The sequence below is a fragment of the Fusibacter sp. JL298sf-3 genome (genome assembly GCF_053842995.1).
This window is the reverse complement of sequence record NZ_CM132608.1, coordinates 3,249,218-3,270,098: the sequence shown is the minus strand read 5'-3', so window position 1 is coordinate 3,270,098 and position 20,881 is coordinate 3,249,218. Positions and strand designations below refer to the sequence as shown.

Genomic DNA, 20,881 nt, shown 5'->3' with positions numbered 1-20,881 from the left:
CTATTTAACGAGGAGGCCTACATGAAATCAGGCAAGTTTTTACTTATCATTCCGGTGCTCATCATCGCAATTTTCCTCGGCATGAACAGCTTCTACATGCTAGACAATGCAGAAGTTGCCGTCGTCGAACGCCTTGGAAAACTCAATGATGTCATCAACAATCCCGGACTGAACTTTAAAATTCCGGTTATCGACAGGGTTCATGTTGTGAACACCAACGAAGTCATCTCTTTGGCTTACGGCTACCGCGCCGACAAAGAACCCACTACCGATGCTGCTGCAACCTACCGCAACGTCGACGACGAGTCGGTGGTATTGACCAAGGGATCTTATCTCGTCGATTTAGGGGCTGTTATCCAGTATAAGATCTCCGACCCCGCCGCTTACATCTACGAAGTCGACGACATTGAAGGCACCATTCGCCTCGCCTTTGAGAGCGCTCTTAGAAGCAACATGCAAAATCAAGACCTCGACAACGCCTTGATTAACAAAGACAGCATCGCCAAGGAAATGCTGCCCGATTTGATGCAAAAGATCAACAGCTACAACCTCGGTATCACCATCAACGAACTCAAACTCACCGACGTGCTTTTACCGGAAGAAGTGCGCCCGGCATATGAAGATGTTACCATTGCAAGCAACGAAAAAGACGGTCTCAGGAGTAAGGCACTGAAGTATTCCAACGAAATGCTGCCAAAAGCCCGAGCTGAAGCCTACCAAATGATTCAGGCAGCTGAAGCCTACAAAGCTGAAAAAATCGCACAGGCCAAAGGGGATGTGGAAAACTTCAACCAAGTATACGAAAAATACGTCTTGTCCAAAGACATCACATCGAAACGCCTCTACATTGAAACCATGGAAAAAATCCTTTCCAATACGACGAAGAAGTTCATCATCGATATGAACAGCGACGATGTGCTGAAATTCTTACCACTGGATCCGAAAGGGGGCGAATAGGATGAACATTCATCAAGGGGAACGCACACAAGAACGCGCTGCAGATTTTGAAGCACACAAACGCCAAAAAAACGCAGTTCACATCAAAGGCCGTTGGTTTGTCATCGGCGCATTTGTCATCATCATCTTATTTCTACTGAGCAACTCGTTCTATATTGTCAGAGAAGATGAAGTTGCCGTCGTGAAGCAATTCAGTGAAATCAAACGCATTGTGGTCGACCCGGACAACGCGCAATCCATCCAGGAAAACGTCGTCGATCCCAAATACAAAGACGTCATCGTCGATACGCAAAAAGGCTTGAAGTTCAAAGTGCCTTTCATCACCAGTGTCGACACGTACACGAGCAAACTGCTCACGTACATCTCCAATAAAGCCAACATCAACACACAGGATAAAATTCGCTACGACATCAACATGTATGCCCAATGGCGCATTACGCACCCCGGCATCTTCAGGACGTCTCTCGGCACCATTACCGGCGCCAACTCCAAAATTGACGAAGTGGTTTACGCCGTGGTCATCGACCGCATCAATCGCCTCAATAGCCGCGATTTCCTCGCTGACAAAGAGGCCCTTGAAACGGTACTGGAAGAAGTAAAAGCCGAGCAAAACGAGCGCCTTGCCGCCCACGGTATCGCCCTCGTGGACATCGATGTCTACCGAACCATTTTGCCGGCTGGCAACATCAACTCTACACATGAGAAAATGATTCAAGAGCGTAACGCCATCGCACAGCAAATTCGATCTGAAGGTCTTGAGTTTTATGAAAACACCGTAGCCGATACCGACAGAGAAGTGGCTGAAATTAAAGCAGACGCCATCTTGACAACGGAGACGGTTCGCGGTGAGGCAGATGCCCAAGCACTGGAAATCTATGGTCAAGGCTTCAGCAAAGACCCGGACTTCTACGCGTTCTGGCGCACATTGAAAGCCTACGAAAACGTCGTCGATGAAGACACGGTCATCTACCTCGACAAAAACAACGACTTCTTGAACTTCTTCTCAGAAGGTCGGTAACCACCGGCGGTTTCTTTTAAAAGCAAAAGCGCATCCCCTTTTCTCTGGGGCATGCGCTTTTCGTCTAGTCTCGGCACTCTTTTACAATCGCCTCGAGCGTTTTCATATCAATGGTTTGCGCCGCATCAGAAACAGACGTATCCGGCGTCGTATGCGCCTCTAAAAGCAGTCCGTCTGCACCTGCTGCCACAGCGGCTTTGCTCATAACCTGCACCAACTCCCTCACGCCGGTACCATGGCTCGGGTCCACCACGACGGGGAGCCCCGTCTCTTTTTTCATAATCGGCACCGCCGTTAAATCGAGTAAGTTGCGCGTGTACGTATCGAAGCTGCGCACACCTCGCTCACATAGAATAATATCGGTGTTACCGCCTTTGGCAATATGTTCTGCCGCATATACCCATTCCTTAATGGTGGCGCTAAACCCCCGCTTCAAAAGTACCGGTTTGCGCGTTTCTCCAATAGCTTTGAGCAACGCATAGTTGTACATATTGCGAGAGCCCACTTGGATGATGTCGACCTCTTCGACAAAGCGTTCCAAGTGCTCTGCATCCATAAGTTCGGTTACAATGGGAAGTCCCGTCAGGCGACGGGCCTCTTTCATGTACTCGAGTCCTTCGAGCCCCAACCCCTGAAACACATAGGGACTGGTACGCGGTTTAAAAATACCGCCTCTTAGGAACTGAGCCCCCGCTTCCTTTGCCTGTACGGCAATTTCTAAAATCTGTTCCCGACTTTCTACAGCACAGGGGCCTGCGATGATTATCGGCTTGCCGATACCAAAGAGCTGGCTACCGACTTGAACAGGGCCACAATCTTTTAATTGTCTCATTTTTTCACCTTTACATCTGTCTTATTTTTTAAGCATGCCAAAACCGCCGTATACCGATTTTTTATCAGAAACTGTAATGACAGCGCTGTTGTCTGCGTCTTTCACGATATTTGAGAGTGTTTTAATCTTTTTTCGGGGTACATACATCAATAGAACATTGCGCTTACATTGGCGGCCTTCACCGTAGATAACCGTCACAGCGTACCCTTTATCGCGAAGAAGCCCCGCGAGTTTTTTGCCGCTGGACTCTGCGGCGATAATTTGCATTTCCGACAGGCCGATGCCAATTTTCTCTTCAATTAAGCTGCCCATATAGTTGCCGACGGCAAAGCCCAGTGCATAAGCAAAAATTCTCAGGGGATCGCCCATGATGTTGTCCAGTACTGAACTGACCAACAGAACCCATAGGGTAACCTCGAAAAAAGCAATAAAAGCGCCTATCTTTCGCTCGCCTTTGGTAATCAAAACCATTCGAATGGTGGCGAGAGATACTTCTACAATTTTAGCAAATACGATAAATAAATAAATCATTTTGCCTCCTTATTCAGTCCTCGTGAGTCTGAGTCTATTGTATCAATTAATGGGGATTTTGTAAAAATGATTTTTGTGTTATAGTCAATAGAGTGAGGTGACGCTATGATCAAACACGTAAAAGACACACTGGCACACTATACAGCAAACGATACAGGCGTACGCAGACACGCGGCAGTTCTCTTGCCTTTAATTGAAATCAAAGGCGAATGGCATGTGCTCTTTGAAAAGCGCTCCAGTGCGCTGACGACTCAACCGGGCGAAGTGTGCTTTCCCGGTGGACGCGTTGAAGCCGGGGAGACCTATCTCCAAGGCGCCATACGAGAAACCTGCGAAGAACTGAACATACAACCGAAGGCGATTGAAGTCATCGGTCAAATCGACTCTCTGGCAACGCATTTCGATATGTTGATTCACTGTTTTGTCGGCGTACTCCACTTGCCCTTTGACACATTAAAACCGTCCAAAGACGAGGTGGCCTACGTCTTTACCAAACCTCTTAAAGACGTTCTCGAAACACCGCCAGAGTTCCACTATTTGGACAGCCAGTTCGTGGCGTCCTCCGACTTCCCCTTTGACAAAATTCCCGAGGGCAAAAACTATAATTTTAGAAAGCAAAGTTATTCCGTACTCTTTTATAAGACGCCTGAGGACATCGTCTGGGGACTCACCGCCAAAATGCTCTATCAATTTGCTCAACTCGTCGGCGACGACACCCCATCCGAGCCGTAGACAGAAAGAATGGGCTCAACTTTTTATTTCAGTTGAAGCCCATTCACATGATGTCGGCACGTTCGTTTTTTCCATATTCAGTTGTCGACCAAAATTCAATTACGATAAGCATTCCTCCTATTCGTGAAGAAAAGTTCATTGTGATTTTAAATGGCACTTGTAAAACATATTTCTCGTCAATAGATCACTACCTATTTATACGTCCCGAATCATCATTTTATAAAAAAACCATCAGGTTTAATTATATTGATTTCTTACCCTCGTTTCATACGTTTAAACATTTTTCTGTAAACCTTTACGCCGCAAAAAAAGGAGTTGTTCTATGAATCTAAGCGAAGTGTTGAAACCCGCGCATTCTGTCGAGATGAAAGTTCCCGACCCCAATGCCCCAGGCGAATCCATCTACCTTAAAACCATGTTGGAGTCCGGTTATGAAGATGGTGTGATTAAAATTATCGTCCCGATTTACAACGGGCGCTCCTATGCGTTTCACGTCGGCGATACTGTAGCCGTCCTCTTCAAAGAAAATAGCGATGGTCAAGGCATTTACAGCATCCCATGCACGGTCCAAAAACGTCTGGTGGAAAACAACATGCCCCTGATTTTAGTGGCGCACAACGGTAAAATAGAAAAAGTACAGCGTCGACAAGCGTTTCGAATTCACGTTTACAACACCTACACTTTCGAACACGACGGCGACTGGTACGAGCTCGAATCCAAAGACATCAGTTCCACGGGGATGCTGGCTTTGACGTCGATTAAACTTCAAAAAAATGACGTCGTTGCCATTAACTTCGACGCCAATATTCATCCGTCAACCCACAGTTCCTACGACCGAGACAAGCGCTTTGAAATCGAGTGCAAGGTACTCGATACCACATACGACAGCGAAGTGCGCAAATACTACAACCGACTTCAGTTTCAAGACCTCACGGCAAAACAATCCAAATGGCTGCTTCAATATCTGTACAACAAGCAAACGGAGATGATCCACCTGAACCCGGAGCACACAGAGCACCCGTTCAGTCAAGAAGAACTCATTGCGCACTTAAAGCAAGAGTCCCTCTTTAATCAGTGCAGGCTCCTAAACATCGTCGGAACCTTCGTCCTCTTTTTAAGCTACACGATTTTCCTTCTGGCCAGACCGGACAAAGCCTATGGCATCAACATGTTTTTTGGCGACCAAATCACCAAGGTCTGGGGGGAAGCACAACTGTTTGGAAGTAGCCTCCTCAGCCTCTTTGCCATGGCCCTCATGGGGTACACCATCGTCATTAACACAGAAAAAAACGCCATAAAAACTTACAGCGTTTTACTCTTTGTCTTGGCGGTTATCGCCGGCGGTATGAGTTTGTTTGTCCTCGCCAACAAAGGCTTTCTCTAATATTTTTGAGCCTTGAGTCACGCCCTGTGCCTTAAGGCTCTTTTGTATGCCGTTGAGTACAGACCGCTTGTGCCCAATCCACTTCGGTTCGATGAGCGCTTCTTTGGCGCCGTCGCCTGTCAGTCGATGGACGGTGATGCCGGGGTCGAGTCTGCCGATGGCCTCTGTGAGCCACGAGATATACGCCGCTTCATCCAACAGCTCAAATGGCGCTTTTTCATACAACGCTGCCAAACGCGTCCCCTTGAGCACATTGAGCATGTGAAACTTCACACCGAAAGGCTTTAAGCCCGATACATAGGTCACCGTCTCCAAAAAGTCTGCCAGCGTCTCTCCGGGAAATCCGACAATCAGGTGCAACACCACGGGAACTTCCGCCTGTTGAAGCTTTTGGTAAACCGCCTCAAACACCTGCAACTCATAGCCCCGATTCAACCACTTTGCCGTTCTGTCGTGCATCGTTTGAAGCCCCAACTCCACCCAAAAGATGCCTTTTCTCCGTTGCCTTTCAAAAACCTCAATTACCCGGTTGTCGATGCAATCCGGCCGCGTACCGATAACCAAACCTTCGACGCCCTCGAGTTCGAGCGCTTCAGTGTAGATGGCGTCGAGCGTTTCCGGCGCCGCATAGGAGTTCGAGTAATTTTGAAGATAGGCGAGGTAACCGACCCCCTGCCATTTGTCGTTCAGGAGCTGTTTCTGCGCTTCTGCCTGTAGCGCCAAAGGTGTGTACACCCCTTTGCGCCCTACATGACCAGCGAACTCTCCCGAACCCGCTTCAGAGCAAAAAATGCACCCTCCTGTACTGAGTGTGCCGTCTCTGTTGGGACAGGTAAAGCCGGCATCCAGTGCCAGCTTTACAAATTTGCGTCCATAGGTTTTTTTAAAGTAATCGTTAATACTGAAAAATCTACTGTTCAAGCGTCTCTCCTAATATCTCTATGCTTCTGTCGAGTATACCTGTAAAATACGCAAGTGCCAAACCGTAATTGGTCATTGGAACAGCATTCTCCACACTGGTTCCAATGCGCACCTGCATATTTTTTCGATTGACCATACACGCGCCGCAATGAATGACTAAGCGGTATTTCGATAAATCCGCGGGGAAATCGCCTCCCATTGAAAAATCGATTTGGAGTGCCTCGCCCACATGCGCTTTTAAAAGTGCCGGTATTTTCACTCTCCCGATGTCCTCATGTGAGTGGTTGTGGGTGCAGCTCTCCGAAATGAGGACGCTGTCGCCCGCCTTTAACTGCCGAATCCCTTCGACCCCTTTTAGCAATGTGTCAAAAGAGCCCTTTTGGCGGGCAAAGAGGATGGAAAAGCTCGTGAGCTTTACAGAGGGGGGCACCATGCGCGAAACCGACTTAAACGCCTGCGAATCCGTAATCACCAAATCCACTTTGGGCAGCGCCTTTAAAGCGCTCTCCAATTCGGTATCTCTGACGACGTGACACTGAACCCCGTGGTCGAGACAGTCCCGTATGAGCTGTACCTGAGGCAAGATAATACGCCCTTTAGGCGCTTCAGAATCGATGGGCACGACGAGCACCACTGTGCTGCCGTAAGGCAGAAGGTCCCCTACGAGGGTCGGTTCTTCTTCCACCGCTTTCAACTGCTCTTTAACCGTCTCTAAAAAGGCGTGAACGTCTGAGAGCACGTGTGCGTCTAAAAGCCCTTGCGGTTCAAAAGCCTCAAAATCCTTCAAACTTACTGACGCACCCTTCGTGTGTACCACCGTCATGTAAGGGATGTTAAACTGTTTAAAGCGCCTTTGAGTCTGCCTGTAGCTTTCAAGATCCGGCGCCGTGCCGTCGACGAGGTAAATGGCGAAGTCGGTGCGCTTTAGCATCTGATGGGTCTTCTCAATGCGTTTTTCGCCCAATGCACCTGCGTCGTCGAGTCCGGCGGTATCAATAAATGCCACCGGCCCATATGGAATCAGTTCCATCGCTTTGATAACGGGGTCTGTCGTCGTCCCGGCGTGTGCTGAAACCACCGCCATCTCTTGCCCCAGCAGGGCGTTAAAAAGCGTCGATTTGCCGGCGTTTCGATTGCCGTAAATGCCGATGTGGGTTCGATTTGCTAGTGGTGTGTTCTGCATAGGCACTCCTTTACAAATAAATGTCACGCTCGCCGCCGTCTAAAGCTTCAAGCCCGTCAACGACAATTTGTTTAACATCCGCTCTCTCGATTTTCTCGACTTCCTCCGCTATAAAAGCATCGACTTTTTCTCTTAGGGCGTCGTCGCCAAAATCCAGCGCAAACTCTTTCAGCGTCATCAAAGCGTTGGGTTGACACACGTGTTGGATTTGACCGCTCTTCGCCAGTTTCATGAAGCGATCGCCCGTTCTGCCCATTCGATAGCACGACGTACAGTAACTCGGGATAAAACCGTCTTCCACGAGGTCTTTAATCACTTGCAGCGGTGAGCGCTCATCGGCGATTTCAAACTGCTTTACCTCTTTTATTTTTTCGCTTTCTTTGTAACCGCCGACGCCTGTACAGGAACCGGCACTCATTTGAGACACGCCGTGATGAATCAACTCTTTTCGCGTGGCTTGACTTTCACGCGTCGACAAAATAATCCCGGTGAAAGGCACTGCCAGTCTCAAAATGGCGACGATTTTCTTGAACGTTTCATCGTCTATTATGTGCGGGTACGCTGCCAAATCCATGCCTTCCGCCTTTTTAAGTCGCGGCACTGAAATCGTATGGAAGCCCACGCCGTACTCGCGTTCGAGATGCGCGTTATGCATCATTAACGCCAGTACCTCAAATCGGTAATCTGCCAGACCGAAGAGGACGCCGCCGCCGACATCGTCGACCCCCGCCTGCATAGCGCGGTCGAAAGCGGTTAAATGATAGGCGTAGTTGCCCTTGATGGATTTTGGATGTACTTTTTCGTACGTCGGTTTGTGATAAGTCTCTTGAAAGAGGATATACGTCCCGATGTTGGCCGCTTTGAGTTTTCGGTAGTTTTCAACAGTTGTCGACGCAATGTTAACATTTGCTCGTCGAATATTGCTGCCCTCTGAGACTTCGTCGTAAATCGTCTCCAGCGCTTCGATAATGTAGTCGATGTCGCAATTAACTGGGTCTTCACCCGCCTCTAGGGCGATGCGCTTGTGTCCCATGCGCTCCAAGATACGCACTTCTTCTCTGATTTCAGCTTCTGACAAACGGCGTCTCGGAAACTTGTTATCGCGTTTGTAACCACAGTACGTACAGTCGTTAACACAATAATTGCTGACGTAAAGCGGTGCGAAAATAACCACGCGATTGCCGTAAATATCGCGTTTAATCTGCGATGCAATTCGGTATATTTTCTCAATATGTCGCGGGTCGTGTGCTTTGAGTAAAACGGCAATATCTTCATAGGACAACCCGTTTTTAGCCGCTGCCTTTTCAATTACCGCGTCAATTTGTGCATCGGTTACCGATTCTGTTTTCGCCAAAACACTTTCGATAAATCCGTGGTCGATAAAATTAGCTTGCATGTAGTTCTCGTCATTGTACTGAGCCATAGCGCCTCCTTATAAACGCATCGTATGCCTACTCTTCAATAGATTTCTTAGATATGGACGTCTTTACTGAAACGTCTTTTAGCCTACCTAACTTGCCTGTTATGGTATTGATTTCATCCACTGTGCCCACGACGATAATCGTCACCACTGACATCCCCTGTTGTTCAAAGGGAATTCCGGTGCGCCCTTTGACCATGCCCTTAAATTCAGAGACAATGGCGTTGAAGCGCCCTTGTGCTTCTTGTGGCGATTCGAGTATGGCACTGATTACTGCGATTTTTTTTTCCATAACACCCTCCAGTGTAAGATTGTCATCTATTTGTCAATAATTTGTGGTTTCAACAAAAAACACCTTCTCAAAAAAAGAAGGTGTGATCACGCGTTATTCTCAACACACTTCCTTCCAAATTAGAAGCCTCTGCTTTGTTAGGAGGGTTACTTAAATTGTCGTACACGTCTCCAAGCATGCTCGAAGAAATGTATCTTTGTGAATATCTTATCAATTTTCGTTTTAAATGTCAACTGTCGTGTACGGTCTCGTTGAGATTTAATTAAGAATGTCAGATCGCCTGTATCCGTGAAAGACAACCTATCGACGACAATGCGGGACAATGTCGAGAAATTTTAACACCGCAATGATGCAGCGTAGATGAGCCGTTTTTTTAATTATGAACGCTACAGGACACTAGCTTTCAACGGCACCCTCTATCTTATCCAAACTGAGTATTTTAAACGACGATCGGTGGAAATCGATTAATCCGTCTTCGCGCATCTTACCGAGTTCTCTCGAAATAGAAGGTCTCGAGACGTTAAAAAAGTCGGCGAGTTCATCGCGATTCATCGGCAGTATAAACATGAGTTCACCTGTCTTTTGGTACTGCTCTAACAAATAGGCACTCAATCGGCCTCTCAGGCTTCGAATAGAGAGATACTCCAGCTTTTTATTGAGCATTAGGGCTTTTTTAGACATGATTCCAAGGAGATTCTCAATCATCTTCTGATGTCCGGCACACACCTGTTGGCACTGGTGTATCACCTTTTCAGGTGAAATAAAAATCACTTCACAATCGCTTTGAGCCGTTACCGTCGCCGGCCACCGCTTGTCCTCGTTGAAGCTCACCATCTCGCCAAACATATCCCCCGCTTTTAAAACGGTGACAATGGTTCGGTTGCCTGCAAAACTTTCTTTTGCAACGATGATCTCGCCTTTGAGCACGAGGCCGATGCCGGTAAAAGGTTCTCCGGCGACGACGATGGTCGACAGTTTGCCGTACTGATTGACGCGCGGTACAAAACAGCCGATCATGCCTCTTAACGTCGACTCTTCAATGCCCTTAAAGAGGGCGGTGTTTGTAAGAATTTTGATATAAGCATCTTTTATAATGGCCATTTCTTCACCTCTTAAAAAGCATAACACGAATTGCGTGTATTTTCTATAAAATTTTCTGACAAGCGTTACAAAGCCCCCACTTTCCAAAAGCAGAAAGCGAGGGCGATGGTCTCTTGACGTTATTTGCCGACTTCTTCCGGCTTTACTTTTTCCATGGTAATGCCCGTAAAAGCATAGAAAATGGATATCAATGGGTTGATGAGGTTGAGGATACAGTATGGGATGTACGTCCAAGGCATCAAGCCCAGCGTATCAATCATAAAGGCGCCGCAAGTGTTCCAAGGAATGAGTGGCGACGACAATGTGCCGGAGTCCTCAAGAACTCTCGAAAGGTTCTTAGGTGCAAGACCTTTTTCATCGTAAGCGTCCTTGTACATTCTCCCCGGGATCACGATGGCGAGGTATTGGTCACCTGCGAGGGCGTTGATGCCGATAGACGTCAAAATAGTCGTTACAACTAATGAGCCCGTGCTCTTCGCCATCCTTAAAACCGCACCTGCAAGTGCTTCGAGCATGCCCGTCTTCTCCATGACGCCGCCAAAGGTCATGGCACAGAGAATGAGGGAAATGGTGTAGAACATACTTTCCAAACCACCGCGATTCAAGAGTTCGAAAACGCTGGTAATCTCAGTGTCTGGAACATAAGAACTGTAGAATGCATCGACGACGGTGATGAGACTTGCGCCCTGTACAAAATACGCCGCAATTCCCCCTAAAACAGCTCCGAAGAACAGTCCCGGAATCGCCGGAACGCGAAGGACGACCATGCCGATTGTAATAAGCGGAACAAGCAACAACCAAGGGCTAAGAACAAACAAGCTCTCCAAGCCGGTGTTGATTTCGTTGATCAAAGTCAAGTCCATGCCGTCACCGGAGTATCTAAAACCGATGAAAAGGAAAAAGATAATTGCGATAATATAAGACGGCCCCGTCGTGTAGACCATGTGCTTGATGTGATCGAACAACTTGGCCCCCGCCATTGCCGGCGCGAGGTTGGTCGTGTCTGAAAGCGGCGACATCTTGTCCCCAAAATACGCCCCTGAGATAATGGCACCACCGATGATTTCCTTTGGTATTCCAAGGCCTTCGCCGACGCCCATAAGTGCGATACCAATGGTTCCCGCAGTGGTCCAAGAAGAACCGGTTGCAATGGAAACAATAGAACACATCAACACGGTTGCCACTAGGAAAATCTTAGGCGACAGTATTTTTAAACCGTAATAAATCATTGAAGGCACGACACCGGATAGTATCCACGTACCGATAACCATCCCGATAATCATTAAGATGATAATAGCCCCCATAGACATCTTAATCGTATCGACAATCCCCTCTTCAATTTCCGCCCACTTGTACTTCAGTACAAAAATACCGATGCCCGCCGCCAACATGGCCGACGTGAACAAAGGGATATGCGGACTCAAATCTAATACAATAATGGTGTACCCCAAAGTCGCAATAAGAAAAATAACGGGTATTAGTGCTACCCAAGGTGACACTTTTCGTTTGGCCGCCTTATTGTTCTCCATACCTCTTCCCCTTTCATTACAATAGAGTTCATTTCTTCATAACGCTTATAAAGTTAAACCTATTATAGAGGGAAAGTACAAAATAATTTACAAATATTCAGAAAACATTAAAAATTATTTAACATTCTTAACACTTTCATTGCGTTTCCTCAACAATTACCATGAGGTTGTCGAGAAATTTTTTAATGTTAATCTTGCCTTTATGCGGGCTTTTGCCTCTGATATTTTCCATTTCAATACGCACTTGCTCGAAATCGTACAGGGTATTGGAGTACTTGACGAAAACGTCGTTAAGATAGTCTTCCACGCCGAGTGTGGCAATGTTGGAAAGCCCCTTACTGATGGCGCGGCGAATTCGCTGTTCTGCGGCTTTAGGGTTGTCAAAAATCGCCTGTGTCATCTCCATGAGCTTCGGCGACTTGTCTTCAACAGCGCTGCTCTGCAAGTACATACAGCACTTGTAAATCTCGTCACACCCCGACTCGCCCAATATGCCGAGCCTAGAAAAAATGATTCGGTATTTTTTCTCATGATTGCTCTCTACAGCCGGCATCTGCCCCGCATGTCCAACCACAGCTTTAATCTGCGCCAATGTCGTCTCCAGCCGATACCCTTCGGCGATGTTATTGAGCACGTGTCGAACTTCTTTCCGGTTAATCGGCTTATTGACGAAAAACGTAATGCCGCCGTCATAGGCCTCCCCCACCATTTTTTTCGAAGACACCTGAGAAATCATGACACATTTCAGCGACGGTAACACTTTTTTAATGCGTTCCATAAACGTTATGCCGTCCAGGTCGGGCATAAGCAAATCCATCAAGAGCACATCCGGTTTTAAAACCGCACATTCTTCAAGGGCTTTAAGGCTGTCTGTCTGCCGGCCGACAATTTCTCCCAACGCACTGTCTTTAACAATCTCCTCTACCATTTTAACGACACTGATGTCGTCGTCCAGTATATAAAACTTCAATGGCGCCTCCTTTACATCAACTGCTTTAAGGGTATGCGTACGCAAAACACCGTGCCTTCGCACGGCGCGGTCTCAAACGTTATTTCACCGTGAAAATGTTGTGTTACCAAATCGCTGACCAGCGCAAGACCAACACCTCTGTTAACCTGTCCCGTTCCCTCGTTGTACTTGGTCGAGTAGCCCGGGTTGAAAATATACGGCGCCTCGTCGGGGTCAATGCCCTTGCCACTATCCGACACTTTGAAAATTCCCGCTGCGCCGTCCACTGTACACCGGAGTTCGATGCGTCCTTTTTCGTCAATGGCCTCTATGCCGTTTGTCATTAAATTGGTCATTACAGACATGAGTAAGTTGTGGTCATTTAAGGCGTAGTCTCTCTCTATGGTGCTGTTGAACTCTATTGTTTTGCCATGTGAATCGGCCAGCGTCTCACCAAAATGCTCAATAAATCTGATGAAATCCGAAAGGCGCATGAGATCCCCTTCTTCGTGAAGACTAACCGCATTGCTGATGCCAGTGACGGCGTTAAAATAATGTTTTTTTATTTCGTGCACATTTTTGGCGATGTCGAGGGCCTTCATCTTTCGCGCAGAATCTGTCAATGTGTCGTATTCCCTATACAAGAGAAAGGCATCGTCCATAACCTGTTCTACATTTTCCATGTTGTTTTTAAGAAAATAGATTTCACCACTCAGATTCGCCATCAACTGAATTTGCTTTCGATAGCGCTTATCGTGCTCCTCGCGTTTTAAAAATGACTTGTAGTACATAATCATGCTCGATGCCACACTGCATAAAAACGCTCTGATGAGCGCCACAGCGAGAAGCGTTGCCATAATGTTGCTCCCCAGATAGGCCTGGTACCCAAAACGGCTGATGAACTCGACGCCGTTTCCAATAAAATCCCCTGCAAATGCCGCAATAAAAAGCCGGTAAATACTTTTTTCATCGGCGCGGTAAAAGATGAGAAAAAATACAATGCCATAGGTCAAATCAAAATATAAGAAAGGAAAATCACTGAGAAAAGCGGCTTTAAAGTTCCCATAGAAGTAAAAGCCCGTAACGGTTCTAAAAAAGAGACCAAATGAGGTAATCACCGTTGCAGTTACAATCGGATTTAATTTGTTGTCGAGATAGTAATAGATGGGCAAAATGACGACGGCGATGTTAATGGTGTAGTCAAAGGGAAACAGCGCCAGATTAAAGCCCGCCAGTATCGCATCAATAACAGCAATCACCAGCATTTTAGCCCCATAACTCTTGAGGTATTGTTCAAATTTAACGGTTTTAATCATCGGGCACCTCTTGAACCGCAGATTTCAAGTAAGGGGTCATCCCCTCGTAAAGAATCAGTGCCTGTCGCCCGGCTTCTGATAGGTCGTAAATGCCTTTCTCCACCCGCTGGAACCACCTGTAGTAATTTTTATACAAAATGGTCCCCGTCTTTTTCTCATGGCATCCCAGCGCGCGGAGCGCCTTTGGCGATAAGGGACCGCGATCGTCCAGACAATAGGCAATTTTAAGGGACTCTTCCCTATAAGCCGTCATCAGCTTCTTTTGATGACTGCCTGCGACATTGCCGTCCACAGAGCGGTTGTTGAATTCCTCAATAAGTGCCGCTTTCTTATGGCGCTGACGTTGACGGGAGCGTTCAAAATCAAAGGGCTTGGCCTCTAAAATCGTCCGCACTTCCGGAGGGTCGCTTTTAAAATCCACAGTTACCCACCCGACCTGTAGCCGCTTTAACGTCTCTATGGTGCGTTTTGCGCGCTTGTTGCGCACCGTTTTGCCGTTATGGACTGTGGCGATGTACACGAAGTCTGCGTATTTTTGGCGTTCAACCGCTTGATTGATCACTTCTAGGTTTAGGGTCACTTTCATTTCTAAAGCCACGACACACGACGTGTCAAAAATCCCCACCATGTCCACGTGATTGACTTCTGAGCGCACCTCACACCCCTTGGATTCCAGCCAATTTCGGCACGGCGCGTGTAAATCGGATTCTTTCATAGACAAACTCTCTTCTCTGTTTACTTGCGTTTAGGTCTTCTTCTCTCTATTTTAATCAATTCTGCAATCAAAGTCCAATAAGATTTCTACGCGACGCCTGAGGCTTTGGACTCGGCACATGTTTTCAAAAAAAGACCCCCCCATCGCCCGTCGGACGAAAAGGGGGGATGTGCGTTTGTTCTAAAACGGCGCGTAGTTCTGATCAGCCCACCAGCCGTCAATCATTTGATCGTAGGCCTTTGAAAACTGCTCGAGGTGCACCTGTTCCCATTTTGCTAAAACTTCAAAGAGTTGCTTAGCCGGTTCATAAGGCGTATCCGCCTTGGCTTTTTCGTAGAAGGCGACAGAAGCGCGTTCCATTTCAATGCTGATACCAAAAACTGAGATGGCCAAGTTGGCACTTTGCGTCTTTAAATTGTCCCAGTTGAAGATTCCCGGTGAAGGCGGGTTTTCAAGTGTCGCCAATGTACTGTTGTCCATAGGGTCCACACTGAGCTTCTTAAAGGCGTCTCTCAACCACTCGATGTGCTTGAGTTCTTCATTTGCCAACATTAGGAACGTGTCTTTCACTTCTTTGTCTTCCGTATTGTAGGCCGCCATTTTGTAAAACTCGTACCCTTCCACTTCGTTTAAGATCGCTGTTTTAAAAATTTCTACATCTTTTTGTAACATCATTCAACGTTCTCCTTTCATCGCATCTGAGCCAAATCCGGCACGGGACTACTTGCCCATTTTTTTCGCGAGGTGGTACAGCGGTCTAACGCCGACACCTGTTCCGCCTTTTGAATACATGCCGGCAGGCTTTTCAGTAAACGCAGTACCTGCTATATCTATGTGTACCCACGGAATGTCTTTTACAAACGCCCCGATGAAAAGACCGGCTGTAATCGTTCCCGGCGCCCCTGCTGTGTTGGTTAAATCCGCGTAGTCGTGCTTGATAAGTTCTTTAAACTCGTCGAAAATCGGCATGCGCCACGCGTTTTCATCTGATTTATCAAACGCGCGCTCGATGCGCTCGGCAAACCCATCGTCACTTGAAATCATCGGTGTGCCAGCAGCACCTAAACAGTGAATTGCCGCACCGGTGAGTGTGGCAATATCCACCACCGAGGTCACTTTTTCATGTTCTTGAATGTACGTCACAGCGTCTACAAGTGTCAGACGGCCTTCTGCATCGGTGTTGCCGATGAAGATCGATTTGCCGCCCATCGATTGAATGATGTCACCCGGCTTATAGCTGACACCTGAAATCATGTTTTCACAGGCAGCCACCACAGCGGTAACATTAACTTTGAGACCGGCTTTGGCAATAGCGCCCATAGCGCCGATAACAGCAGCTGCGCCGCCCATGTCGCATTTCATCGTCACCATACCCGCTGTCGGCTTAATAGAAAGGCCACCTGAATCGTACGTCAAGCCCTTGCCGACAAGGCCCAAACGCTCGTCGGAGCCCTCAGCACCGTTGTAGCGCATTACAATCAGCTTCGGTTCCTCTGAAGACGCCTTAGCCACAGCCCAAAACGCGTGCATGTTCAGTTCTAAAATAGCGTCTTTGCCTTTAATTTCAACCTCAAAACCCGTCTGCTCGCCAAGTGCCGTTACTTCTTCTGCGAGTTTTGCCGGTGTGATGACATTGGCCGGTTCGTTGACGAGGTAGCGGGCAAACGCCGTTTGCTCACCTAAAATCTGCCCCTCTTCAAAAGCTGCCTCTACAAGGTTCTCAGGATTGACCCTCACCGTTTGCACGCTGCTCGGTTTCGCTTCAGATTTATAAGTGTCAAAGGCGTAATCCGATAGAACCAGTGTCTCTGCAAGTACTCGAGAAATGTGCTTGTTGTTGGCGCTAAGACTCAATACCGCTTCCACATCGACACCGATGGTCTCGAGGCGCTTCGCTTTTAAGGCTTTGTATGCTGTCGCCAACGCTTTTCTAAATTTTGTGCTTGTAAACGTGTCGCCATTTCCCAGGCCCACAGCTTGTACTTCGATAATGCGTCCCGCTTTTACAACCGTAAAGCCCGCTGTCTGGCCGATTTTACCTTCAAAAGTACCGCGTTCTTTGGCGGCGTTTAGATAGCGAACGACTTCGGCATCTCTACCTTCCAACTCAAAAGCGTCTTTGACGCCTACAATTAACCCGTCTACACCTTCGAGCTCAAATGCTTCTAATTTTAATGTCATATGTGACCTCCTCTATTTTTCGTGACCCGATATATTAAAAGTTTACCATAGTCTCCCTATAACCGATACCCCGAACGCGAAGATTACATCACTTTTTCTTTTAAAATATGTTAAACTATCTTTGGACAGGTATATGCACTGTCCCATTAGATTGAAGAGGTGAACTATGAAACAGACAAAATTATACTTATTGTCCGGCTTTTTAGGCGCCGGAAAGACGAGTTTTCTCAAAAAAATGCTCGATCGACAGAAGGACAAAAAAATCGGTATTATCATGAACGAGTTCGGCCGCATCAGCATCGACGGTCCGATACTCGATACCCAGGACATCCAGATGACCGAACTCACACGAGGTTCAATTTTTTGCTCGTGCTTAAAGCTCTCCTTTATCGATGCCCTCATACAAATGGCAGACAAAGACCTCGACTATGTCTTCGTCGAGTCGTCGGGTTTGGCCGATCCCTCTAATATTGGTGAGTTTTTATCCCTAGTTTCGACAAAGGTGGCACATCCTTACGCCTATTCCGGCGCAATCTGTATTGTCGACGGCGTCCACTTCCTCAACCAATACAACGAGCTGGAAACCATCGTTCGACAAATAAAGTGTGCCGACCTCGTCATCATCAGCAAAATCGACTTAATCGACCGAAACACCGTCACCGGTATCAAAAATGCCATTATCGGCATCAACCCGCAGTGTCGCGTATTGGAGTCCGATCACTACGACATCGACTTCTCCTTTATAGGCTATGCGTTGAACAACGGTGCAGTCCCTGCGCCAATCGACTCTCTCAACACTGAGGAAAATAAGCCGAAGACCCTCGTTCTCACTTATGACGCCCCTGTTGAAGAGGCGGCACTCAATGCGTTTTTAGAAGCCCTTGCACCGAGCGCGTACCGCATCAAGGGCTTTGTAGAACTGGATACGGGATTGAAACAAGTCGACGTCGTCGGTGAACGCATCGATATGATCCCCGCCGACTTTAAGTTCGAGCAATCGACCCTGGTGGTTATCTCCAAAATCGGCGTGCAAATTATTCGGCCACTGGACAGCGCGTGGCAGTCTCTTTGCCGCGTACCGATGAAACTTTCCAACTGATTTCTTTTCTTAAGTACAACCACAACGAACACGCTCTACCAAAGACATCGTCTCCTCGCGATGTCTTTTTTGTATATTTGCGTCATTTTCGGATATATACTCAATAGGACTTGACACAAACTCTTTAAAGGCGTACAATGTGACCATAAGGTCATATGACCACCAAGTCACATTTTTTTTAGAAAGGAGGTCCTCTTGCCAAAAGATACTTTTTTCAACTTGCCTGAAGAAAAGCAGCAGCTCATTATGGATGCCGCCATCTCCGAGTTTGAAAACAATCCTTACGACCAAGCCAGCATCAATCGCATTATCGCTGCCGCCGGTATTCCAAAAGGGAGCTTTTATCAGTATTTTTCAGATAAAAAAGATTTGTACAAACACTTGATACAGGGCATCGTCGCAGAAAAACTCAAATACATCACACCGGTGATGGAAAACCCCATGGCGCATCCTTTCTTCGAAGTCGCCAGAGCCATGAACCGCTCAGCCATACAGTTTGCCAACGACAACCCGCAATTTATGCGCATCGGTCGTTTCCTGCTCAAAGACAAAACCCACCCCATTTATCTTGAAATCATCGGCGAAAACGAAGCGCAAGCGGCACACTATTACGAGCTCTTGCTAACTAAAGCCATCGAACGCGGCGAGTTTAGAGACAATTTAAACGTGAAACTCACTGCGCACATGCTCTTTTCCCTCAGCACTCAAATCGTCGACTACAACGGCGATATCCTGCACCCCCAATGGCTTGAAAACACATTTAAAGCCCTAGATGAGTTGCTCGACCTTTTTGCATACGGCATGCTCAAAGGCCAAGAGGCGACGCACCCTAAAGGAGGTTGTCCATGATTACAGTGAAAAACTTAAACCACTCGTACAACAAAGACGGCAAATACGCCGTAAAAGGCGTCGACTTTGAAGTGAAAAAAGGCGAAGTCTTTGGGTTTCTCGGCCCTTCAGGCGCGGGAAAATCCACCACGCAAGGCATCTTAACCGGTCTCCTACCCCTGCAAGAAGGCGCTGTCACCGTGGCGGGGTACAACATGAAAAAACCGAAGCGCGAAATGTTCAACAAACTCGGCGTCTCTTTTGAGCAGTCCAATGTTTACGGCAAGCTCACCGCCTACGAAAACCTCGCGTTTTACGCCAAACTCTTCGATGTTAACACCCTCGATCCCATGGCGTTACTCGAACTCGTCGGTCTCAAACACGTCGCACATAAAAAAGCCGCCACATTTTCCAAGGGGATGAAACACCGCCTGACGTTTGTCAGAAGTATGTTGAATCAACCGGAACTTTGGTTTCTCGACGAGCCCACAACGGGACTCGACCCTGCCATCGCCAGTCAAATCAAAGACATCGTCAAACAGAAAAACGAAGGCGGCACCACCGTGTTTTTAACGACGCATAACATGCATGTCGCCGATGAGCTCTGCGATCGCGTGGCCTTTATTATCGACGGCGAAATCAAAGTTATCGACTCACCGTACAACCTCAAGTTGAAGCACGGTGAAAAAATGGTCTCTGTCACCCATTTGGAAAACAAAGAGCGCCTAACGGAGAACTTGTCCCTTATTGTAGATGAAGACAAGCGTCGACTCGCCGCCATTATTGAAACCGGTCGCATTGAGACCATGCACACCAAAGAAGCTACTTTAGAGGAAATCTTTATCAAAGTAACGGGGAGGGGGTTGAAGTAAATGAAAAAACTCTGGGTGACGTTTCTAAAAGACGCCAAGCTCTCATTTAACGGCTTGTACTTTTACATTGAAATCGGTTTGGCCGCTGTGTTCGTTCTCGTCATGCTCTTCGTCGTTCCCGAAAACTTCGACCAAACACAGGCCCTAGCGGTCTATGCCGATTCCCCTTACAAGGAAATGGCCCAAGCTTTTGAGGCCGAAGGCGCCGATGTCGTCTACGCCGATTCCCTAGAAGCCCTAAAAAAACTGGTTGACGAAGACCGCTCGCGCATGGGCATCGCCGTATACAACGACGGGACACAGCCGGTGTTCGAATACGTTCTTCAAGGTTACGAAGGCGACCGTCTAAAAGCCCTTCTCAAAGACGGCTATGACTTTCCCGACGTCGGCATCCAAACAACACCTGTTGAAACGCAAACACTGACGCCCGACGCCGAGCGCCTATCTGACCGCAACACCATATTGCCCATCTATTTCACCATCAACGTCGCATTAATGGGGCTGTTTATTATCGCCTCTTACATCTTCCTCGACAAAGATGAAGGCGTTATCAAAGCTTATGCAGTGGCACCTGTGGCCATCTGGCAGTACCTTGCCAGCAAAGTGATGATTATGAGTGTCGTCGGCATTGTCACCTCGCTCTTTGTCACTGTTGCACTGGTGGGCTTTGAAGTCAATTACTTATACCTTATAGGGCTCGTCTTTGCCTTTAATCTCTTTGGCTCCACACTCGGCCTCGTGTTGGCAAGCTTTTTCGACACCATGGCCAAAGCCATGGGCGCTATGTACGCCGGTATTATGATCTTAATGTTGCCTTCCATTGCCTATATGATGCCGGCATTTACCCCTGCCGTTATCAAATGGTTTCCATCGTACCCGATGTTGTTCGCCTTTCGGGAACTGCTGCTGCAAAACGGCGACCGCTCGTACATGCTCACTCAAATGGGCCTGTTTATCGCACTAGCCGCCGCGTTGTTCGCCCTTGCCAATTGGCGATTTAAAAAGACGCTAACCGTCTAAG

21 protein-coding genes are annotated in these 20,881 nt (G+C 47.5%); 8 read left to right on the top strand and 13 right to left on the bottom strand.

Translation table 11 applies throughout. From position 1 onward, the window contains the following. Positions 1–21 precede the first annotated feature (21 nt). The gene (hflK, locus tag ACR6HW_RS15620) at positions 22–957 is read left to right on the top strand and encodes an FtsH protease activity modulator HflK (protein WP_455728638.1); all 936 of its coding nucleotides are present in this window, start codon (positions 22–24) and stop codon (positions 955–957) included. Between the two features lies 1 nt (position 958). Further along, on the top strand, positions 959–1,975 hold the full coding sequence (gene hflC / locus ACR6HW_RS15615) for a protease modulator HflC (RefSeq protein ID WP_455728637.1): 1,017 nt from the start codon (positions 959–961) through the stop codon (positions 1,973–1,975). 64 nt (positions 1,976–2,039) lie between these two features. Here hflC and aroF read toward each other — a convergent pair whose 3' ends face one another. Next, positions 2,040–2,807 (bottom strand): 3-deoxy-7-phosphoheptulonate synthase, encoded by a 768-nt coding sequence (aroF, locus tag ACR6HW_RS15610; protein WP_455728636.1) that lies wholly within the window; start codon positions 2,805–2,807, stop codon positions 2,040–2,042. A 21-nt stretch (positions 2,808–2,828) separates the two neighbouring features. After that, positions 2,829–3,338, bottom strand: coding sequence for a DUF2179 domain-containing protein (locus tag ACR6HW_RS15605; RefSeq protein ID WP_455728635.1), 510 nt, complete (start codon positions 3,336–3,338; stop codon positions 2,829–2,831). A gap of 105 nt (positions 3,339–3,443) precedes the next feature. On the opposite strand from ACR6HW_RS15605, the gene ACR6HW_RS15600 reads away from it, so the two are divergent. Continuing rightward, positions 3,444–4,070, top strand: coding sequence for an NUDIX hydrolase (locus ACR6HW_RS15600; protein WP_455728634.1), 627 nt, complete (start codon positions 3,444–3,446; stop codon positions 4,068–4,070). A 322-nt stretch (positions 4,071–4,392) separates the two neighbouring features. Continuing rightward, a complete protein-coding gene (locus ACR6HW_RS15595; protein WP_455728633.1) occupies positions 4,393–5,454 on the top strand; it encodes a flagellar brake protein in 1,062 nt (353 codons plus the stop codon). Here the strand turns inward: ACR6HW_RS15595 and ACR6HW_RS15590 are convergent. The 11 genes from ACR6HW_RS15590 to ACR6HW_RS15540 all read right to left on the bottom strand — a co-directional run bounded on the left by ACR6HW_RS15590 (position 5,383) and on the right by ACR6HW_RS15540 (position 17,061). Continuing rightward, positions 5,383–6,375, bottom strand: coding sequence for a TIGR01212 family radical SAM protein (locus ACR6HW_RS15590; protein WP_455728632.1), 993 nt, complete (start codon positions 6,373–6,375; stop codon positions 5,383–5,385). The two genes, ACR6HW_RS15595 and ACR6HW_RS15590, sit on opposite strands and share 72 nt — an antisense overlap. Continuing rightward, on the bottom strand, positions 6,365–7,558 hold the full coding sequence (gene hydF, locus ACR6HW_RS15585; RefSeq protein WP_455728631.1) for a [FeFe] hydrogenase H-cluster maturation GTPase HydF: 1,194 nt from the start codon (positions 7,556–7,558) through the stop codon (positions 6,365–6,367). Before hydF ends, ACR6HW_RS15590 begins: the two co-directional genes overlap by 11 nt. Before the next feature lie 10 nt (positions 7,559–7,568). After that, entirely contained in the window at positions 7,569–8,981 is a 1,413-nt protein-coding gene (gene hydG, locus ACR6HW_RS15580) for a [FeFe] hydrogenase H-cluster radical SAM maturase HydG (protein WP_455728630.1), read from the bottom strand. A 28-nt stretch (positions 8,982–9,009) separates the two neighbouring features. Further along, a complete protein-coding gene (locus ACR6HW_RS15575) occupies positions 9,010–9,270 on the bottom strand; it encodes a TM1266 family iron-only hydrogenase system putative regulator (RefSeq protein WP_455728629.1) in 261 nt (86 codons plus the stop codon). A 396-nt stretch (positions 9,271–9,666) separates the two neighbouring features. After that, positions 9,667–10,371: a Crp/Fnr family transcriptional regulator gene (locus ACR6HW_RS15570; RefSeq protein WP_455728628.1), complete on the bottom strand. Its 705-nt coding sequence runs from the start codon at positions 10,369–10,371 to the stop codon at positions 9,667–9,669. A 119-nt stretch (positions 10,372–10,490) separates the two neighbouring features. Then, complete coding sequence (nhaC, locus tag ACR6HW_RS15565; RefSeq protein WP_455728627.1) at positions 10,491–11,900, bottom strand: Na+/H+ antiporter NhaC; 1,410 nt, start codon at positions 11,898–11,900, stop codon at positions 10,491–10,493. Positions 11,901–12,036: 136 nt separating this feature from the next. Next, positions 12,037–12,870 carry a response regulator gene (locus tag ACR6HW_RS15560; RefSeq protein WP_455728626.1) on the bottom strand — a complete coding sequence of 278 codons (834 nt, stop codon included), beginning with the start codon at positions 12,868–12,870 and terminating at the stop codon, positions 12,037–12,039. An 11-nt stretch (positions 12,871–12,881) separates the two neighbouring features. Further along, on the bottom strand, positions 12,882–14,165 hold the full coding sequence (locus ACR6HW_RS15555; protein ID WP_455728625.1) for a sensor histidine kinase: 1,284 nt from the start codon (positions 14,163–14,165) through the stop codon (positions 12,882–12,884). Then, on the bottom strand, positions 14,158–14,880 hold the full coding sequence (locus tag ACR6HW_RS15550) for a DUF2161 family putative PD-(D/E)XK-type phosphodiesterase (RefSeq protein WP_455728624.1): 723 nt from the start codon (positions 14,878–14,880) through the stop codon (positions 14,158–14,160). The genes ACR6HW_RS15555 and ACR6HW_RS15550 overlap by 8 nt, the downstream gene beginning before the upstream one ends. Before the next feature lie 180 nt (positions 14,881–15,060). Beyond that, positions 15,061–15,555: a ferritin family protein gene (locus ACR6HW_RS15545; RefSeq protein WP_455728623.1), complete on the bottom strand. Its 495-nt coding sequence runs from the start codon at positions 15,553–15,555 to the stop codon at positions 15,061–15,063. Positions 15,556–15,600: 45 nt separating this feature from the next. Then, complete coding sequence (locus tag ACR6HW_RS15540; protein WP_455728622.1) at positions 15,601–17,061, bottom strand: leucyl aminopeptidase; 1,461 nt, start codon at positions 17,059–17,061, stop codon at positions 15,601–15,603. Between the two features lie 166 nt (positions 17,062–17,227). On the opposite strand from ACR6HW_RS15540, the gene ACR6HW_RS15535 reads away from it, so the two are divergent. The 4 genes from ACR6HW_RS15535 (at position 17,228) to ACR6HW_RS15520 (ending at position 20,880) form a co-directional block, all read left to right on the top strand. Next, complete coding sequence (locus ACR6HW_RS15535) at positions 17,228–18,160, top strand: CobW family GTP-binding protein (RefSeq protein WP_455728621.1); 933 nt, start codon at positions 17,228–17,230, stop codon at positions 18,158–18,160. A gap of 195 nt (positions 18,161–18,355) precedes the next feature. Continuing rightward, the gene (locus tag ACR6HW_RS15530) at positions 18,356–19,009 is read left to right on the top strand and encodes a TetR/AcrR family transcriptional regulator (protein ID WP_455728620.1); all 654 of its coding nucleotides are present in this window, start codon (positions 18,356–18,358) and stop codon (positions 19,007–19,009) included. Further along, complete coding sequence (locus ACR6HW_RS15525) at positions 19,006–19,860, top strand: ABC transporter ATP-binding protein (protein WP_455728619.1); 855 nt, start codon at positions 19,006–19,008, stop codon at positions 19,858–19,860. Before ACR6HW_RS15530 ends, ACR6HW_RS15525 begins: the two co-directional genes overlap by 4 nt. Next, on the top strand, positions 19,861–20,880 hold the full coding sequence (locus ACR6HW_RS15520) for an ABC transporter permease (RefSeq protein WP_455728618.1): 1,020 nt from the start codon (positions 19,861–19,863) through the stop codon (positions 20,878–20,880). The last annotated feature ends 1 nt before the right edge of the window (position 20,881 follow it).

Coding starts and splice junctions, on each gene's coding strand:
- ACR6HW_RS15520 (WP_455728618.1), top strand. CDS start 19,861: ATGAAAAAACTCTGGGTGACGTTTCTAAAAGACGCCAAGCTCTCATTT.
- nhaC (WP_455728627.1), bottom strand. CDS start 11,900: ATGGAGAACAATAAGGCGGCCAAACGAAAAGTGTCACCTTGGGTAGCA.
- ACR6HW_RS15595 (WP_455728633.1), top strand. CDS start 4,393: ATGAATCTAAGCGAAGTGTTGAAACCCGCGCATTCTGTCGAGATGAAA.
- ACR6HW_RS15540 (WP_455728622.1), bottom strand. CDS start 17,061: ATGACATTAAAATTAGAAGCATTTGAGCTCGAAGGTGTAGACGGGTTA.
- hflC (WP_455728637.1), top strand. CDS start 959: ATGAACATTCATCAAGGGGAACGCACACAAGAACGCGCTGCAGATTTT.
- ACR6HW_RS15525 (WP_455728619.1), top strand. CDS start 19,006: ATGATTACAGTGAAAAACTTAAACCACTCGTACAACAAAGACGGCAAA.
- ACR6HW_RS15605 (WP_455728635.1), bottom strand. CDS start 3,338: ATGATTTATTTATTTATCGTATTTGCTAAAATTGTAGAAGTATCTCTC.
- ACR6HW_RS15550 (WP_455728624.1), bottom strand. CDS start 14,880: ATGAAAGAATCCGATTTACACGCGCCGTGCCGAAATTGGCTGGAATCC.
- ACR6HW_RS15535 (WP_455728621.1), top strand. CDS start 17,228: ATGAAACAGACAAAATTATACTTATTGTCCGGCTTTTTAGGCGCCGGA.
- ACR6HW_RS15575 (WP_455728629.1), bottom strand. CDS start 9,270: ATGGAAAAAAAAATCGCAGTAATCAGTGCCATACTCGAATCGCCACAA.
- hflK (WP_455728638.1), top strand. CDS start 22: ATGAAATCAGGCAAGTTTTTACTTATCATTCCGGTGCTCATCATCGCA.
- ACR6HW_RS15570 (WP_455728628.1), bottom strand. CDS start 10,371: ATGGCCATTATAAAAGATGCTTATATCAAAATTCTTACAAACACCGCC.
- ACR6HW_RS15545 (WP_455728623.1), bottom strand. CDS start 15,555: ATGATGTTACAAAAAGATGTAGAAATTTTTAAAACAGCGATCTTAAAC.
- hydF (WP_455728631.1), bottom strand. CDS start 7,558: ATGCAGAACACACCACTAGCAAATCGAACCCACATCGGCATTTACGGC.
- ACR6HW_RS15600 (WP_455728634.1), top strand. CDS start 3,444: ATGATCAAACACGTAAAAGACACACTGGCACACTATACAGCAAACGAT.
- ACR6HW_RS15555 (WP_455728625.1), bottom strand. CDS start 14,165: ATGATTAAAACCGTTAAATTTGAACAATACCTCAAGAGTTATGGGGCT.
- hydG (WP_455728630.1), bottom strand. CDS start 8,981: ATGGCTCAGTACAATGACGAGAACTACATGCAAGCTAATTTTATCGAC.
- aroF (WP_455728636.1), bottom strand. CDS start 2,807: ATGAGACAATTAAAAGATTGTGGCCCTGTTCAAGTCGGTAGCCAGCTC.